The 14738-nt window shown below is 63.6% G+C and carries 13 protein-coding genes and 1 tRNA gene; 7 read left to right on the top strand and 7 right to left on the bottom strand.

Annotation, left to right across the window (positions count from 1 at the left end):
• Positions 1-32 precede the first annotated feature (32 nt).
• Positions 33-614 carry a hypothetical protein gene (locus MGMSRV2_RS15315; RefSeq protein WP_024081265.1) on the top strand — a complete coding sequence of 194 codons (582 nt, stop codon included), beginning with the start codon at positions 33-35 and terminating at the stop codon, positions 612-614.
• On the opposite strand, the gene MGMSRV2_RS15310 is transcribed toward MGMSRV2_RS15315, so the two are convergent.
• The 3 genes from MGMSRV2_RS15310 to MGMSRV2_RS15300 are packed head-to-tail and all read right to left on the bottom strand — an operon-like array spanning position 597 to position 3274.
• Positions 597-1760, bottom strand: a complete 1164-nt coding sequence (locus MGMSRV2_RS15310) for a glycosyltransferase family 9 protein (RefSeq protein ID WP_024081264.1) — start codon at positions 1758-1760, stop codon at positions 597-599. The two genes, MGMSRV2_RS15315 and MGMSRV2_RS15310, sit on opposite strands and share 18 nt — an antisense overlap.
• A complete protein-coding gene (locus MGMSRV2_RS15305; protein WP_024081263.1) occupies positions 1757-2872 on the bottom strand; it encodes a glycosyltransferase family 9 protein in 1116 nt (371 codons plus the stop codon). The genes MGMSRV2_RS15310 and MGMSRV2_RS15305 overlap by 4 nt, the downstream gene beginning before the upstream one ends.
• 12 nt (positions 2873-2884) lie before the next feature.
• Complete coding sequence (locus tag MGMSRV2_RS15300; protein WP_041633671.1) at positions 2885-3274, bottom strand: DUF6165 family protein; 390 nt, start codon at positions 3272-3274, stop codon at positions 2885-2887.
• Positions 3275-3437: 163 nt separating this feature from the next.
• Between MGMSRV2_RS15300 and MGMSRV2_RS15295 the strand changes: the two genes are divergently transcribed.
• The 6 genes from MGMSRV2_RS15295 to MGMSRV2_RS15270 all read left to right on the top strand — a co-directional run bounded on the left by MGMSRV2_RS15295 (position 3438) and on the right by MGMSRV2_RS15270 (position 10331).
• Entirely contained in the window at positions 3438-3908 is a 471-nt protein-coding gene (locus tag MGMSRV2_RS15295; RefSeq protein ID WP_024081261.1) for a CreA family protein, read from the top strand.
• Positions 3909-3911: 3 nt separating this feature from the next.
• Entirely contained in the window at positions 3912-5567 is a 1656-nt protein-coding gene (locus tag MGMSRV2_RS15290) for a hypothetical protein (RefSeq protein WP_024081260.1), read from the top strand.
• Between the two features lie 103 nt (positions 5568-5670).
• Positions 5671-7587, top strand: a complete 1917-nt coding sequence (thrS, locus tag MGMSRV2_RS15285) for a threonine--tRNA ligase (RefSeq protein ID WP_024081259.1) — start codon at positions 5671-5673, stop codon at positions 7585-7587.
• Between the two features lie 121 nt (positions 7588-7708).
• Positions 7709-8230: a translation initiation factor IF-3 gene (gene infC, locus MGMSRV2_RS15280; RefSeq protein WP_024081258.1), complete on the top strand. Its 522-nt coding sequence runs from the start codon at positions 7709-7711 to the stop codon at positions 8228-8230.
• A 94-nt stretch (positions 8231-8324) separates the two neighbouring features.
• Positions 8325-8414 (top strand) — tRNA-Ser (locus MGMSRV2_RS15275).
• A gap of 165 nt (positions 8415-8579) precedes the next feature.
• Entirely contained in the window at positions 8580-10331 is a 1752-nt protein-coding gene (locus tag MGMSRV2_RS15270; RefSeq protein ID WP_024081257.1) for a DEAD/DEAH box helicase, read from the top strand.
• A 279-nt stretch (positions 10332-10610) separates the two neighbouring features.
• Here the strand turns inward: MGMSRV2_RS15270 and MGMSRV2_RS15265 are convergent, their stop codons facing one another.
• From MGMSRV2_RS15265 to thrC, 4 genes are all read right to left on the bottom strand, one after another.
• Positions 10611-11408, bottom strand: coding sequence for a hypothetical protein (locus tag MGMSRV2_RS15265; RefSeq protein ID WP_024081255.1), 798 nt, complete (start codon positions 11406-11408; stop codon positions 10611-10613).
• A 63-nt stretch (positions 11409-11471) separates the two neighbouring features.
• On the bottom strand, positions 11472-11945 hold the full coding sequence (locus tag MGMSRV2_RS15260) for an NUDIX hydrolase (RefSeq protein WP_024081254.1): 474 nt from the start codon (positions 11943-11945) through the stop codon (positions 11472-11474).
• Positions 11946-12026: 81 nt separating this feature from the next.
• Entirely contained in the window at positions 12027-13289 is a 1263-nt protein-coding gene (locus MGMSRV2_RS15255; protein WP_024081253.1) for a M16 family metallopeptidase, read from the bottom strand.
• On the bottom strand, positions 13286-14689 hold the full coding sequence (gene thrC / locus MGMSRV2_RS15250) for a threonine synthase (protein ID WP_024081252.1): 1404 nt from the start codon (positions 14687-14689) through the stop codon (positions 13286-13288). Before thrC ends, MGMSRV2_RS15255 begins: the two co-directional genes overlap by 4 nt.
• Between the last annotated feature and the right edge of the window lie 49 nt (positions 14690-14738).

Genomic DNA, 14738 nt, shown 5'->3' with positions numbered 1-14738 from the left:
ACGCGATGCAACATTTGTGACATCCTTCTTGTATGAGAGTGTTGATCCGCGCCCTGGTGCTGTTGTTCATCGCCTTGCCCGCCCAGGCCGAGGACGGGGCTTTCGACCTTGGTTTCGCCCGTCCGGGCATGGAGCAGGCGCATTTCCGCGACAGCCCCCAAGAAGGCGGCGGACGGGTTCTCTGTTCCAACGATCCTGGTCTTCCCGCCGATCTCGACCTCACGCCGCCCAAGGGCGTGGCCTGGGTCGGCGCCGTGCGCTGCGGCTTCTATGCCCAGGATCAATCGGCCCATTGGCATCCGGCGCCGCTCTCCGTCGCCGGCTGGCCGGGCGAGATGTGGGCGGTGTTCCTGCCCGATCAGACCGGGACGCAACGGCTGGTGCAGATCAAGCTGGTCCTGCCCAGCGGCGCTTTCGACGATGTGGCACGGTCCTGGGACCGCATGTTCGGCCTGCCCAGTTTCCGCCGCGGTCAAACCGTGCATTGGACCAGCGACCGCAACGACGCCGCCATCATCGGCGATGGCGGCGCCAAAGTGCACGCCTATGTCATGGACAACGACCTGCACAGCAGCGCCAACCGCCGTTTGGGCCAGCTACCGGCCAAGCACTGATTGCACCGCCTGCCACACCCTGTCGGGGCTGATGTCGGCGACGCAGGGAAAGGCATCGGCGCGTGACGCCCGTTTCGGGCACACCCACAGGCAGTGATAGCACTCCATCTGGTGGTTCAGGAATACCGCACCAGTCGGACGGATTTCCTCGGGATAGGGGACGAAACTGCCGAAATGGCCGCCGCCGGCCAGCAGCACGGTGGGGGTGCCCACCCCCAGGGCCAGATGGCCCGGTCCGGTGTCGTTGGTGACGACGCAAGCCGCGTGTTTCAGCACATCCACCAACTGGCCCAGTTTAAGCACGGTGATGGTGTCGATGGCGTTGGGGTGGTCCAGCGCCGCGATGGCCGGCTTGGCGAAGGCTTCCTGCGCCGCGCCGACGAACACCACGCGCAATCCCGCGTCCAGGCAATGCCGCGCCACCGCCAGGAAATGCTCGAACGGCCAGCGCCGGCCCGGCTCGTTCGAGCCGAAATTCATCACCACATAGGGCGGGCCGTCGGCCAGGGGCGGTGCCTGGTCGCGCCAGGGGATGGCCGGCACTTCCGGCGGGTATTCACGTCCGGTCAGCTTTGACAGGAAGGTGAAGTGGCGCAGGCCTTCATGAGTGGGATAGGGGCCGGTATCGATGACCTGGGTGGCGCGGTCGAGATACCAGGAATATTCCGCCCGGGTGCGGTCGGTGATGAAGGGCAGACAAACGATGCGTTCCGGCGCCCGACTGTGCCAGACCAGGGTGTCGGCGGTCATCACCTTGCGCATGAACATGTCGCAGATGGTGGTCTTGAAGCCCTGGCGGCGCACCCACAGGGAAATCTTCAGCCGGTACAGCCATTTCTTTTCATAGGCGTGTTCGTCGATGGCGACGACCTTGAATCCGGGGAAAACCTGATCGGCCAGACCTTTCCACGAATTGCAGCCCAAGACGGTGATGTCGGCCTTGTCGATGCCGAAAGCGCTGGGATAATGCTCGAGCGCGCGGCGGAACATGACCATGTCGCCGATGCCGTCCATGCGTACCACCAGCACACCTCGCTTCGCGCGCGGCGCCGGCCACAGGGCGACGAGGGCGTCGATGGGGCGAAACAGCCACCAGCGCCGGCGCATACCGGACGGGAACAGGATCGAGGTCAGGCGGATGCTCATGCCCGGCGCGCCACCATGTCGCGCACCGCGCCCAGCACGGCGTCGGGATCAAGGGCGGCGACGCACGGATACATGCCGTCCTCGGGCGGGAACCAGCAGGCGCCCAGGCAGCCCTTGCACTCCATCGGTTCGTAAAGCACATGCAGGTTGGCGGGCATGATCTGGTCGGCATAGGGGACGATTTCCCCCACATAGGCGGCCGAGGCCAGACACAAGGTGGGGGTGCCCATCACGGCGGCCAGATGCATGCAGGCGGTGTCGACGCTGACCACCAAGGCGGCGCCGCGGATGATGCCGGCCAATTGGGCGAAGGGCGCGCCCTCGAATTCCACGTTGGGCAGTTCCAGCAGGCGCTTGAACTCCGGGTTCTTGTCCAGGTCGCTGGGATGGCCGGCCAGTTTGACATGCCAGTGGGGCGGCAGGGCACCGATGATCAACTCCCACAGATCGGGCGGGCTTTGCTTCAGCTTGACCGCCGAAAACGGTTGCAGGATTACCGTCGGATGATTGGGGATGATGGCTGGCGGCAGGCGCGTTTCCGGCAGCGCCACCAAGGGCGGCGGCAGTGCCTGACCGGTGAGGAATTGGGCGAAACCGGCCCAGCGCAGCACCTTGTCGGTATGCGGCGGTCCCGATTCGTAGAGTTTGGTGTAAAGCTGGCGATTGGCAGCCAGTTTGCGCGCGAATTTCTCCGACGGCCTGGGCTCCATGGCCGCGCTTTCCGGGGCGGCGGCAGCCTCCACCAAAGCCTCGTCCAGATCGGGATGGCGCAGATAATCGGTGTGCACCACCAACCGGTAATGGGCGCGGTACAGCTCGCCCAATATCTGACGGCGATAATCCCACTGACGCAAACGGTTGAAATCCACCTTCAGCACCCGCACTTGCGGCGGAAACAAAAAGGCCATGCGGGCTGCGTCGTGGCGCAACAGCACGGTCACCGATTCGCCCGGCTGGGCCAGAGTCAAAAAGCGCGGCAGCACGCAGGCCAGCAACACCGTGTCGCCCAGGCCGCCGGCACTGATCAGCAGCACGCCGGCGGGCGGGCCGGGACGTTTGTTGAACGTCCGGCCAAGGCGTAACAGCCGATCAAGCAGGCGGTAGGGGCGCAACGGGTTCAGCCTTCACGCATAGGGGGCGTAGGATTTTTCCTCGACCAGGGTCGAGCCCAGCAAATCGTTGACCTTGCGTTTGACTGCCGCGCGTTCGTCATTGGTGTAATAGACGGCGCGGGCCAGTTCGACGAAGCGGGGGCCGAAATCCTTGGCCCGCTCCAGGTCGCGCAGATCGTCTTCCACCACCCACAGCTTCTCATTGATCGCCTTCAACTCGGCGGCCAACTTGGCGAGATCCGCGTGGCTGGGGAATTCGCGCTCGCGCACGCTGACCAATTCGTCCAATTCGCGGGTGACATTGGCCAGCTTGCCAGCATCGCTCAGACGCTCGGCCTTGATTTCCAAAATGGTGATCTTGTCGATCACTTCGCCCCACGACACCGGAACCAGAACGGACATGACGATGCTTTCTTTGTTGCAACCATGACTGATGGTCCGGGTTCTAGCAGATTTCCCGCCGCTCTTGAAGGGATGCGGCGATTGGGGCATCGCTGGCGCCTCTTTTCAATGCCCCTCACATGCCCGTATAGTCGGGGCAGCCAGCTGATAGGCGGACAAGTCGATGAAATATTTGCTTAAAATTTTAGCCTTGGGGTTGTTTGCCAGCCTCGCCGCCACGCCCGCCCTGGCCGAGGAAATCGGCAGCGTCTCCACCGTGTTCAAGATGCTGGGGCCCAACGACAAGATCGTGGTCGAGGCTTTCGACGATCCCAAGGTGGCCGGCGTCACCTGCTATCTGTCCCGCGCCAAGAAGGGTGGCGTTTCCGGCGGCCTGGGGGTGGCCGAGGACACGTCGGATGCGTCCATCGCCTGCCGTCAGGTCGGCCCCATCGCCTTCACCGGCAAGTTCAAGGACGGCGAGACGGTGTTCCAGAAGGACACCTCGTTATTGTTCAAGACGCTTCAGGTGGTGCGTTTCCACGATACCAGGCGCAACGTCCTGATCTATCTGGTCTATTCCGACCGCATCATCGAAGGCTCGCCCAAGAACGCCATTTCGGTGGTGCCCGTCACCGTGCCCTTGGGGAAATAGGCCATGGACCTGCCGCTTGACCAGCACCTGCTGTACCAGGATCTGACCGCCAAGCTGGACCGGCTGGGCGGCCCGGATCAGTTGATCGCCTATATGGGGCAGGTGCTGCGCACGTTGTTGCGCCGCCAGGGCGATGCCGAGTTCAGGGGGGCGATCCAAGATGCCTTCATCAGCGGGTTGATGGGACGGGATTGGCCCGGACAGGTGGCGCTGGCGCGCGAGGTGATCCTGATCGTCATCGCCAAGCGCCCGGAAATCGCCCTGGCCTGGCAGAAGCAGCAAGGCGGCGACGACAATCCCCATCGCCGTGCCGCCGATCGCGGGCTGGCGCCGCCGGTGGTGGCCGACCCTGATCTGCCCGATCTCGACCTGATCGGCGCCACGCCGCCGGCCCCGCCGCGGCCCAAGCCGCCCTATGCTTTCGGCAATGCCGAGGACAAGGTGACCGAATACGTGCTGGAAACCCTGGCCCGTCGCCTCAGCCTGTTCCGCCTGCCCACACTCCAGTTTCCGTCCATCGCCTATGTGCACGAGCAGGAATTCTTTCTGTTCTTGCCCATTTTCCAGCGGGTCGCCGGCGAGTTCATCGCCGAAGCCATCATGCCGCTGTGCCGCGACGTGTTGGAGCGCCGGGTCTATAAAGGCATGAGCCAGCAGGCCACCACCCGCCCCGACATGGGGCTGGCGGAACGCCAGGGCGATATCTGGGCGGTGATCAACGAACGCCTGGGCAAGCTGGCGGCGCGGCTGAACGGGGCACGCTCGAAATTGGCCCGACCGGCGGAAGACGGTCTGCCCAAGTACCAGGAAGTGGAAGTGCCGGTGGACCGGCCCCGGGTGTTCCGGGTGCTGGGTGTCGGCTTTCGCATGGGCACGCGCACCGAGTTGAAGCGGGTCAAGGTCAAGGTGCGCTCGGCCAAGGAACTGGATGCCGACGAAATCGCGGCGCTGAACCTTTATTCGCAATTGCGCGACCGGGCGTCGGAAGCCGGGCTGGATTTGCCGCAAGCGTGCGATTTCGAGTTTCTCGCCGCCCTGTTCCAGGTCGATGGCCGCCGGTTGGCGCAAACGGTCAAGGAATTGATGGGGTTGGCCGAGCACAAGGAAACCACCCGCATCTATCTGATGGAACGCTTGCGCGCCATCGACGAAACCTTCGCCAATACGCTGTCCGACGCCATCGCCCTGTTGTTGTTCCATGGTGCCGTCGGCGGCCCCTTCGGCTTTGCCGAACTTTACGAAACCGCCATCGGCACCGCGCGTGACCAGAGTGTGCGGTCGATCCAGCGGCCCTTCCTGTCGGCGGAACTGGCCCGGCGTCCGCGCGAACTGGCCTTCCAGTTGCGCGAGGTGATGCGCAAGCGGCTGGACGAAATCCGCGCCGCCACCGCGCTGAAGGCCCTGTTCTCGGTGTGGAACACCCTGCCGCGCGCCAGTTTCGAGCGCGATCTGGATGCGGCCTTGACCGTGTTCCGTGCCTTCCCCATCGCTTTCGCCGGCGATGACGACGAGGCGGCGCTGTCGGCCATCGGCCAGCAGCTTTGTACCATCCTGACGGCGGAAAAGGTCGAGGTGGAAATGGCCACCGCCGCCATCTTGCGCCTGTACAAACCCCTGGCCCAGGCCGCGCCGATGACGCCGGGCGCCTTCGTCGTCTAATTTCCGCGCTTTTCTTGACTTGGCCCCGCTTTTCTTGACTTGATGGACAAACTCCAACAGAGTCCGCTCTTTCCTTCGCACTTGCACGAAAGAGTGAATGTCCATGGTTGCCATCACGCTTCCCGACGGCAGCGTCCGCGAATTTCCCGGCCCGGTGACGGGTCTGGACGTGGCCAAGTCCATCGGCGCCGGCCTGGCCAAGGCCGCCCTTGCCATCCGTATCGACGGCGTGATGAAGGATTTGACCACCACCCTCACCACTGATTGCAAGCTTGCCATCGTCACCGCCAAGGACGGCGCCGACGCGCTGGAATTGCTGCGCCACGACGCCGCCCACGTCATGGCCGAGGCGGTCAAGGAACTGTATCCGGAAACCCAGGTGACCATCGGTCCCAGCATTGAGAACGGGTTCTATTACGACTTCGCCCGCCCGACCCCGTTCGGCCCCGAGGATCTGGAAAAGATCGAGGCCCGCATGCGCGAGATCGTCGACCGCGACGAGGCCATCACGCGCGAGGAATGGAACCGTGACGACGCGGTCGCCTTCTTTGAAGGTCTGGGGGAAAAGTACAAGGCGGAGATCATCGCCTCGATTCCCGCCGATCAGCCCATCGGTCTTTATCGCCAGGGCAATTTCATCGACCTGTGCCGTGGCCCGCACTTGCCGTCGACGGCCAAGCTGGGCAAGGCCTTCAAGCTGATGAAGCTGGCCGGCGCCTATTGGCGCGGCGATTCGCGCAATGAAATGTTGCAGCGTATCTACGGCACCGCCTGGTTCGACAAGAAGGATCTGGATTCCTATCTGCACATGCTGGAAGAGGCGGAAAAGCGCGATCATCGCCGCCTGGGCCGGGAAATGAACCTGTTCCACCTGCAAGAGGAAGCGGTGGGCGCGGTGTTCTGGCACCAGAAGGGTTGGGCGCTTTACCGCACGGTGGAAAGCTATATGCGCAACCGCCTGGAGGCCGAGAACTACCAGGAGGTCAAGACCCCGCAATTGGTGGATTTCTCGCTGTGGGAAGCGTCGGGCCACGCCGACAAGTTCTCGGAAAGCATGTTCACCATCAAGACCCAGGATGAGCGTCATCTGGCGGTCAAGCCGATGAACTGCCCTTGCCACGTGCAGATTTTCCGCCAGGGCATCAAGTCGTACCGCGACCTGCCGCTGCGCATGGCCGAGTTCGGTTCGTGCCATCGCTACGAGCCGTCCGGCGCCCTGCACGGCATCATGCGGGTGCGCGCCTTCACCCAGGACGACGCCCATATCTTCTGTACCGAGGATCAGATCACCTCGGAAACCATCGCTTTTTGCCAGTTGCTGAAGCTGGTCTACCAGGATTTCGGCTTCACCGACGTGCGCGTCAAGTTCTCGGACCGTCCGGAAAAGCGGGCCGGCAGCGACGAGACCTGGGACAAGGCGGAAAGTGCGTTGTTGGCAGCGGCTCAGGCCGCCGGCCTGGAAACCACCCTCAATCCGGGCGAGGGCGCCTTCTATGGCCCCAAGCTGGAATTCGTGCTGCGCGACGCCATCGGCCGCGACTGGCAGTGCGGTACGCTTCAGGTGGACTTCGTCCTGCCGGAACGGTTGGACGCCAGCTACACCGCTGAAGACGGTTCGCGCCGCCGCCCGGTCATGCTGCACCGCGCCGTGCTGGGCAGCTTCGAGCGCTTCATCGGCATCCTGATCGAAAACTTCGCCGGGCGGTTCCCGCTGTGGCTGTCGCCCATCCAGGTGGTGGTGGCGACCATCGTTTCCGATGCTGACGACTACGCCCAAAGTGTGGCGGCCAAGCTGCGTGGGGCCGGTTTGCGGGTCGAGACCGATCTTCGGAACGAAAAGATCAATAAAAAAGTGGCCGAGCATTCCAACGCCAAGGTGCCGGTTTTGCTGGTTGTTGGCCGCCGCGAAGCCGAAGAGGGCACGGTGGCGGTGCGTCGTTTGGGCAGTCAGGGTCAAGAATTTCTTGCGCTTGACCAAGCACTTGCTACACTCGTAAATGAAGCCGCCCCTCCGGCCTGACCTTCGGGTCAGCAAGGGGGCGGGTTTTCACCAGAATCCGGGCCAAGTATCGCGGGGGTGACGCGACGGTGCCCATATGTGTGTTCGAACCGATGGAGAAGTTTTCATAGCTAGGCCGCCAATGCAGACGCCGCCCAAAAACGATGGGCCGCGCGTCAACCGAGAGATCGACGTCCGCAGCATTCGTCTTGTCGGCGCCGAAGGGGAGATGATCGGGGTCGTGTCCTTGCGCGACGGACTGGTCATGGCCGAAGAGGCCGGGCTCGATCTGGTCGAGGTCTCGCCCAACGCCGACCCGCCGGTCTGCAAGATTCTGGACTACGGCAAATTCAAGTACGAAGCCCAGAAGAAGAAGGCCGAGGCGAAGAAGAAGCAGAAGGTCATCGAGGTGAAGGAGATCAAGCTCCGTCCCAATATCGATGACAACGATTACGGCGTGAAGATGCGCGCCATGCGCAAGTTCCTGGAGGAAGGCGACAAGGTGAAGGTGACCTTGCGTTTCCGTGGTCGCGAATTGGCGCACCAGGATCTGGGCATGAAGGTGCTGGAGCGCGTGCGTGACGACCTGGAAAACTTGGGCAAGATCGAACAGGTCCCCAAGATGGAAGGCCGTCAGATGGTGATGGTGGTCTCGCCCAAATAAGCGGCGCATTTTCCGGTTCGAGAGGGGTTGCGGAGGTTGCGTGTTTACGCTAGTCTCCGCGCCTCGCCACCGACCGGGGCGTCACTTTTCTCGCGGAGAGGTGCCAGAGCGGTCGAATGGGCCGGTCTCGAAAACCGGTGTGGGTGCAAGCTCACCGTGGGTTCGAATCCCACCCTCTCCGCCATTCTCCTGACCTTGGGTCAGGGGCAAACAGCAATAAAATTCAGCTGCGCTGCCGTGGGTTCCCCACGTGCGGCGTGTGTGTTTTGGGCGGTCGCTTTCGGCTCCGCCCTGATCCGGCCCCGCATCGGGCGGTGCCGGCTTATTCGATGAAAGCAAACTACTCCACATGGACTTTTTCCCCGCAGGGCATCCGCTGACCCAAGCCCTCAGCCAACGCAACTATACCGATCTGACCTCGGTGCAGAATGCGGTTCTCGATCCGGCGGCGCGCGGACGCGATCTGTTGGTGTCGGCGCAGACCGGATCGGGCAAGACGGTGGCGTTCGGGTTGGCCATTGCCGACACCCTGTTGGGCGATGCCTTGGCCTTTGGTCCGGCCAGCGAGCCGCTGGCCCTGATCGTTGCCCCCACCCGCGAACTGGCTCTTCAGGTGCAGCGTGAGCTGACCTGGCTTTATCAGCAGGCCGGCGGCCAAGTGGTGGCCTGTGTCGGCGGCATGGACCCGCGGGCCGAACAGCGCATGCTGGGCCGAGGCGCCCATATCGTTGTCGGCACCCCGGGCCGTCTGCGCGATCACCTGGAGCGCGGCGCCCTGCGCACCGGTCAGCTGCGCGCGGTGGTGTTGGATGAAGCCGATGAGATGCTGGATCTGGGCTTCCGCGAGGATCTGGAATTCATCTTGGAAGCGACGCCGCAGAACCGGCGCACGCTGCTGTTCTCGGCCACCCTGCCCAAGCTGATCATCGCCCTGGCCAAGCGCTATCAGCGCGATTCGTTCCGCATCGCCGTTTCCGCCGGCGAACACGGCCATGCCGACATCGAATATCGTGCCGTCCGCGTCGCCCCCAATGAAATCGAGCACGCGGTGGTCAACCTGCTGCGCTATTTCGAATCTCCCGGCGCCCTGGTGTTCTGCAACACCCGTGAATCGGTGCGCCATCTGCAAGCCATCTTGCAGGAACGCGGCTTCGCCGCCGTCGCCCTGTCGGGTGAGCTGGGCCAGAACGAACGCAATCAGTCGCTGCAAGCCCTGCGCGACGGTCGCGCCCGGGTCTGCGTCGCCACCGACGTGGCGGCGCGTGGCATCGATCTGCCTAACATCAATCTGGTTATCCATGCCGAGCTGCCGCAAAACGGCCCGACCTTACAGCACCGCAGCGGTCGTACCGGTCGCGCCGGGCGCAAGGGCGTCAGCGTCTTGCTGGTGCAGTTGTCGCGGCGGCGCAAGGCGGAATTGCTGCTGCAATCGGTGGGGGTGCAAGCCGCCTGGAGCGGTGCGCCGTCGGCGGAGGACATTCGTCAGCTCGACCGCGAACGGCTGATCCAAAGCCCGTTGCTGACCGGCGAAACCACCGAGGAGGACCTTGAAATGGCCCGCACCTTGCTGGCCCAGCGTCCGGCGGAAGAGGTGGCGGCGGCTCTGGTCCGTCTGTACCGCTCGCAATTGCCGGCGGCCGAGGAATTGTTCGATCCCGGTTCCGGCCCGGCCCCGTCCACCGGCCCGCGTGAACCGCGGGCGCCGCGTGAACCGCGCGAGCCGCGTGGTGATCGTCCCGGAGCCATGGCCCCGGGCGAAAGCGTGTGGTTCCGCCTCAATGTGGGACGGCAAAAGGATGCCGATCCGCGTTGGCTGATCCCGATGATTTGCCGTCACGGTAAGATCACCAAGCAGGAAATCGGTTCCATCCGTATCTTCGAGCGCGAAACCCGCTTCGAGATCGAAGCCGGAACCGCCGCGCGCTTCACCGCCGCCATCGCCCAGATGGAACGCCGCGATGTGCGCATCGAGCCCTTGGGTGAAAGCCACGGCGCCGAGCCGGAACGGGCGGCCCGCACCGCCCCACGCCCACAGCGTCCGCAAGGTGGTCCGCCGCCGGGCAAAAAGCCCTGGAAGCCCAAGCCGCGCAAGCAGGATTAAGAAATAAGGGGTGTCCCCTGAAATTAAGATGTTGGCGGGCGCACCGAAGCGGCATTCACGTGCCTCCGAGGTGGCTCCGTCGTCGTTTTGGGGGCGATCGACTGCGGCCCGCAATGATGCGGCCACAAGGTGAGTGGACGTTGGAGCGCGGAAGGCTGGAGCAAGCCTTAGAGCGGCGAGCGTTTATGCTTCGCCCATGATTCACCTCTGGACAAGTGAATCACGCTTCATGGCCCGAGAAAATCCCCCAGGTCTGATTCCGGTTTCAGGCGTACCGCTCTAACCGAACAAATCCAGGATGGTGTTGGTCCGAGCGCTCGACCGGGTGAAGCCCAGAGCGGTCTGGCCATAGCGGGTGGCGGCACTGGCTTCGTTGGCGGCGGTCTGGCTGCTGATGGCCTTGGCCACCGAATCCAGGGCGGTGCCGGCCTTGGGGGCGCTGCTTTGCGTGGCGCTGATCTGGCTAAAGGCGTCAAGCCCCGGATTGGTCCGTACCGGGGTGATGACGCTTTTGGCCACTTGCAGATTATAATCCACTCTTTGCGCCTGAACCGAGGCCAGGGCCACTTGCCCCGCCGCTTGGCGCAACGACGACGCGTCGGTGATTTTCAGATCGTCCAACCCCAGCGCCTTGCTGTTCAGCTTTTGACTGCTCACCCTGACCGTATCGCCGACCGCCGAGGTCACCGTCACCGACGAGGCGGTGCCGCCCAGCAGGTTGGCTCCCCCCACCTGCGCCCCGGTGGACAAAGCGTTGACTTGCTCGCGCACTTGGGTGACGCGCTGGTTGAGGCGGGTGATTTCCTCCTGAGCGAGGGCGGATCCTGCCTGGGTCGCAACCGCCAGCTCCTTGCGCAAGGCGGTCAGCGCTTCATAGGCCTTGCCGGCGTTTTCGGACGCCTTGTTGATGGTGGCGTTGCTTTGCTGGGCCGATTGGACGGTGCCGGTGGCAGCCGTGCCCGATGTGACCGTCGAGGTGGTGGCGGACGCAACGCCGCCCACCGACGCGACCCTGCTGACCGTGCCGCTGCTGAGAAGCGCATAGCTATCGCTGGAAATCGGGGCGATGCCGGCCATGACCACCCTCACTTGTAAATACAGACTTATTATAGCGCGATCAGCGCGCCATAGATAGCGGCCTCACCCCCAACAGCGAGACACCTGGGACAGCAGCCACTCCCATCGGCTTTGACTGGCGGCGGGCTGTGTTTTGGGCAGGGTTTCCAGCCATTGGCGCAGCAACGGCGACAGCTTTTGGGTGGGGCCGTGCAGGCGCCGCAGGGCCAGCAGATCGGAGAGCGCCATCCAACACCAATCCTGGCTTTCGTGATTGATGGCTGGCGCGAACTCGGATTGCGTCGTCACCACGAACAGCAGATTACGCTTGGTCCCGGTCTGGCAATGCCCCAGATAGATCAGGTCATCGCGGGCGGCGCTGATGCCGGCTTCTTCCGCCAGTTCACGCAAGGCGGTGTCTTCCGGATGCTCACCATCGTCGATGCCGCCGCCGAAGAAATTCCAGCGTCCGGCATTGCGGGTGGTCGGGCCACGCTTGGCCAGCAACACCCGATTGGTGCCCGGACAAACCACCGCCACCCACACCGAAACCCGCATGACACCCCCGCCTCTCAATCCAAGGGCGCATCTTGGCCCAAGCCGGACGAGCCGGACAAGCCCGGGCCGATGACCAAGCGGTTACAGTTTCAACCGGTCGACCATGGAGTGATGGCTTTCCAGCTTGGACAGCGGACCGATGGCGGCGATGGTCGGCGGGGTGGCGAACAGCCGCCGCGCGACGCGGGCGATCTGGGCGCCGTCGATGGCCTCGACCTTGTCGACCACTTCCTGGGTGGGGATGGGACGGCCATAGACCAGCACCTGACGGGCCAGTTGTTCGCAACGCGAGCTGGTGCTTTCCAGGCTCATCAGGATCGACGCCTTCAACTGGGCGCGGGCGCGCTGCAATTCATCGGCATCGACGCCTTGGGTGATCTTGACCACCTCGTCGCACAGCACCGGGACCAGTTCCTCCACTTCGTCCTCGCCGGTACCGGCATAGATGCCGAACAGGCCGCCATCGGCATAGGACGAGGCGAAGGAATAGATGGAATAGACCAGACCGCGCTTTTCGCGGATCTCCTGGAACAGGCGCGAGCTCATGCCGCCGCCCAGCAGGGTCGACAACACCGAGGCGGTGTAATAATCGGGATCGTCATAGCTGACGCCGCCATAGCCCAGCACCAGATTGACCTGCTCGATATCGCGTTCCTCACGATATTCGCCGCCCTGGTACAGGGCCGGGGCCGGCACCACGTCGGCGGCGGTGGGCAGGCCAGCAAAGGCTTTGCCGGCAAGCTCTACCAATTGGTCGTGGTCGATGCGGCCCGCCGCCGACAACACCATGCGCGGGGCGGAATAATGGGTGGCCATATAGCCCAGCACGGTGTCGCGGCTCATGGCGCGGACCAGTTCCTCGGTGCCCAGCACCGGACGGCCCAGGGGCTGGTCGGGGAAGGCGGTGGTCTGGAAGTGGTCGAAGATGATATCGTCGGGGGTGTCGAAAGATTGGTTGATTTCCTGGACCACCACCGCCTGCTCGCGCGCCAGTTCCTCGGCATCGACGGTGGAGTTTTGCAAGATATCGGCCAGGATATCCAGGGCCAGGGCCGAATCCTCCTTCAGCACCTTGGCGTAATAGGCGGTGTGGTCACGCGCGGTATAGGCGTTCAAATGGCCGCCGACGGCGTCCATTTCCTCGGCGATGGCGCGGGCCGAACGGCGTTCGGTGCCCTTGAAGGCCATGTGTTCCAGCAGATGGGAAATACCGTTGATGTCCGCCGGTTCGTGCCGAGTGCCGGCATCGACCCACAGACCCAGCGACACGCTTTCCACCGTGTCCATGGGATCGCTGAGCACGCGCAGGCCGCTGGGCAGGGTGGTCTGACGCAATCCGCTCATGTCCGCACCCGCCCGGCGAAGGTGGCGACATAATCGCGCACGGCAGCCAGATCATTGGCGATGACGTCGAAGCGTTCGGGCCGTTCGAACAGATCGGCCATGTGGTCAGGCAGGGGCGGGCGGATGCCGGTGGCCTTTTCCACCGCATCGGGGAACTTGGCCGGATGGGCGGTGGCCAGGGCGATCAGGGTCGACCTCTTATAGGAATGGCCCCTGATGCCGGCGGCAACGCCGATGGCCGAATGGGGGTCCAACATCTCGCCGGTCTGTGCCCGCATCACTTTCATCACCGCCAGGGTTTCATCGTCATTGTAACGATAGCCTTCGAACAGCTCGCGCATGGCACCATAGGCGCCCTGGGGCATGTCCATGCGTCCGGTGGCGCGGAATTCATCCATCAGCTTGCCGACGGCGACGCCGTCATTGCCCAGGTAATGGAACACCAGACGCTCGAAATTGGACGACACCTGGATATCCATGCTGGGCGACAGGGTGGGGACGACGCCATCGGCATTCATCACCCCGGTTTCGAAAAAGCGGGTCAGGATGTCGTTGCTGTTGGAGCCGACGATGAACTTTTCCACCGGCAGCCCCATTTGACGGGCGCAGAAGCCAGCGAAGACATTGCCGAAATTGCCGGTGGGTACCGAAAACGTCATCGGCACGTCGGGCGAGCCCAAGGCCACGGCGGAAGCGAAGTAATAGACGATCTGGGCCATCACCCGGGCCCAGTTGATGGAATTGACCGCCGACAGGTTATAGGTGTCGCGGAAGCCATGATCGTTGAACAGCGCCTTGACCATGTCTTGGCAGTCGTCGAAGGTGCCGTTGACCGCCAGATTGCGCACATTGTCCGACAACACCGAGGTCATCTGCCGGCGCTGCACGTCCGAGGTGCGGCCATGGGGGTGCAGGATGACGATATCGATGCTATCGCGGTCGCGGCAGGCCTCGATGGCGGCCGAACCGGTATCGCCCGAGGTGGCACCGACGATGGTGACGTGCTGGCCGCGCTTCTTCAGCACGTGGTCGAACAGACGGCCGACCAGTTGCAGGGCATAATCCTTAAAAGCGATGGTCGGGCCGTGGAACAGTTCCAGCACCCACTGATTGCGGCCCAATTGCTTGAGCGGCGCCACCGCCGGATGGGTGAAACCGGCATAGGTATCGACCACCAATTCGGTCAGCTCGGCCCGGCTCAGGCAGCCCTCGACGAAGGGCGCCATCACCTCGATGGCGATCTCGTGATAGGACAGCCCGCGCATGGCCCGGATCTGGCTTGCGGAAAATTGTGGCCAGCTTTGCGGAACGTACAAGCCGCCATCGCGGGCCAGACCGGCCAGCAGGACATCGTCGAAGGACAGAACGGGCGCATTGCCCCGGGTGCTGACATATTTCACGGATTACAGGCTCCGGTACGGAAAAACGGGCAACATTAGCGGCACTTCC

It is taken from the genome of Magnetospirillum gryphiswaldense MSR-1 v2 (assembly GCF_000513295.1).
In the GTDB taxonomy this organism is placed as follows: domain Bacteria; phylum Pseudomonadota; class Alphaproteobacteria; order Rhodospirillales; family Magnetospirillaceae; genus Magnetospirillum; species Magnetospirillum gryphiswaldense.
The sequence above is the reverse complement of the archived record's forward strand: the minus strand, read 5'-3'. Positions and strand labels throughout refer to the sequence as shown.

Excerpts from the sequence above, each read along its gene's own strand:
- MGMSRV2_RS15295 (WP_024081261.1), top strand. The coding sequence starts at position 3,438 with ATGAAATATTTGCTTAAAATTTTAGCCTTGGGGTTGTTTGCCAGCCTC.
- MGMSRV2_RS15255 (WP_024081253.1), bottom strand. The coding sequence starts at position 13,289 with ATGAGCGGATTGCGTCAGACCACCCTGCCCAGCGGCCTGCGCGTGCTC.
- thrS (WP_024081259.1), top strand. The coding sequence starts at position 5,671 with ATGGTTGCCATCACGCTTCCCGACGGCAGCGTCCGCGAATTTCCCGGC.
- MGMSRV2_RS15265 (WP_024081255.1), bottom strand. The coding sequence starts at position 11,408 with ATGGCCGGCATCGCCCCGATTTCCAGCGATAGCTATGCGCTTCTCAGC.
- MGMSRV2_RS15310 (WP_024081264.1), bottom strand. The coding sequence starts at position 1,760 with ATGAGCATCCGCCTGACCTCGATCCTGTTCCCGTCCGGTATGCGCCGG.
- MGMSRV2_RS15260 (WP_024081254.1), bottom strand. The coding sequence starts at position 11,945 with ATGCGGGTTTCGGTGTGGGTGGCGGTGGTTTGTCCGGGCACCAATCGG.
- MGMSRV2_RS15290 (WP_024081260.1), top strand. The coding sequence starts at position 3,912 with ATGGACCTGCCGCTTGACCAGCACCTGCTGTACCAGGATCTGACCGCC.
- MGMSRV2_RS15300 (WP_041633671.1), bottom strand. The coding sequence starts at position 3,274 with ATGTCCGTTCTGGTTCCGGTGTCGTGGGGCGAAGTGATCGACAAGATC.
- MGMSRV2_RS15270 (WP_024081257.1), top strand. The coding sequence starts at position 8,580 with ATGGACTTTTTCCCCGCAGGGCATCCGCTGACCCAAGCCCTCAGCCAA.
- MGMSRV2_RS15315 (WP_024081265.1), top strand. The coding sequence starts at position 33 with ATGAGAGTGTTGATCCGCGCCCTGGTGCTGTTGTTCATCGCCTTGCCC.
- infC (WP_024081258.1), top strand. The coding sequence starts at position 7,709 with ATGCAGACGCCGCCCAAAAACGATGGGCCGCGCGTCAACCGAGAGATC.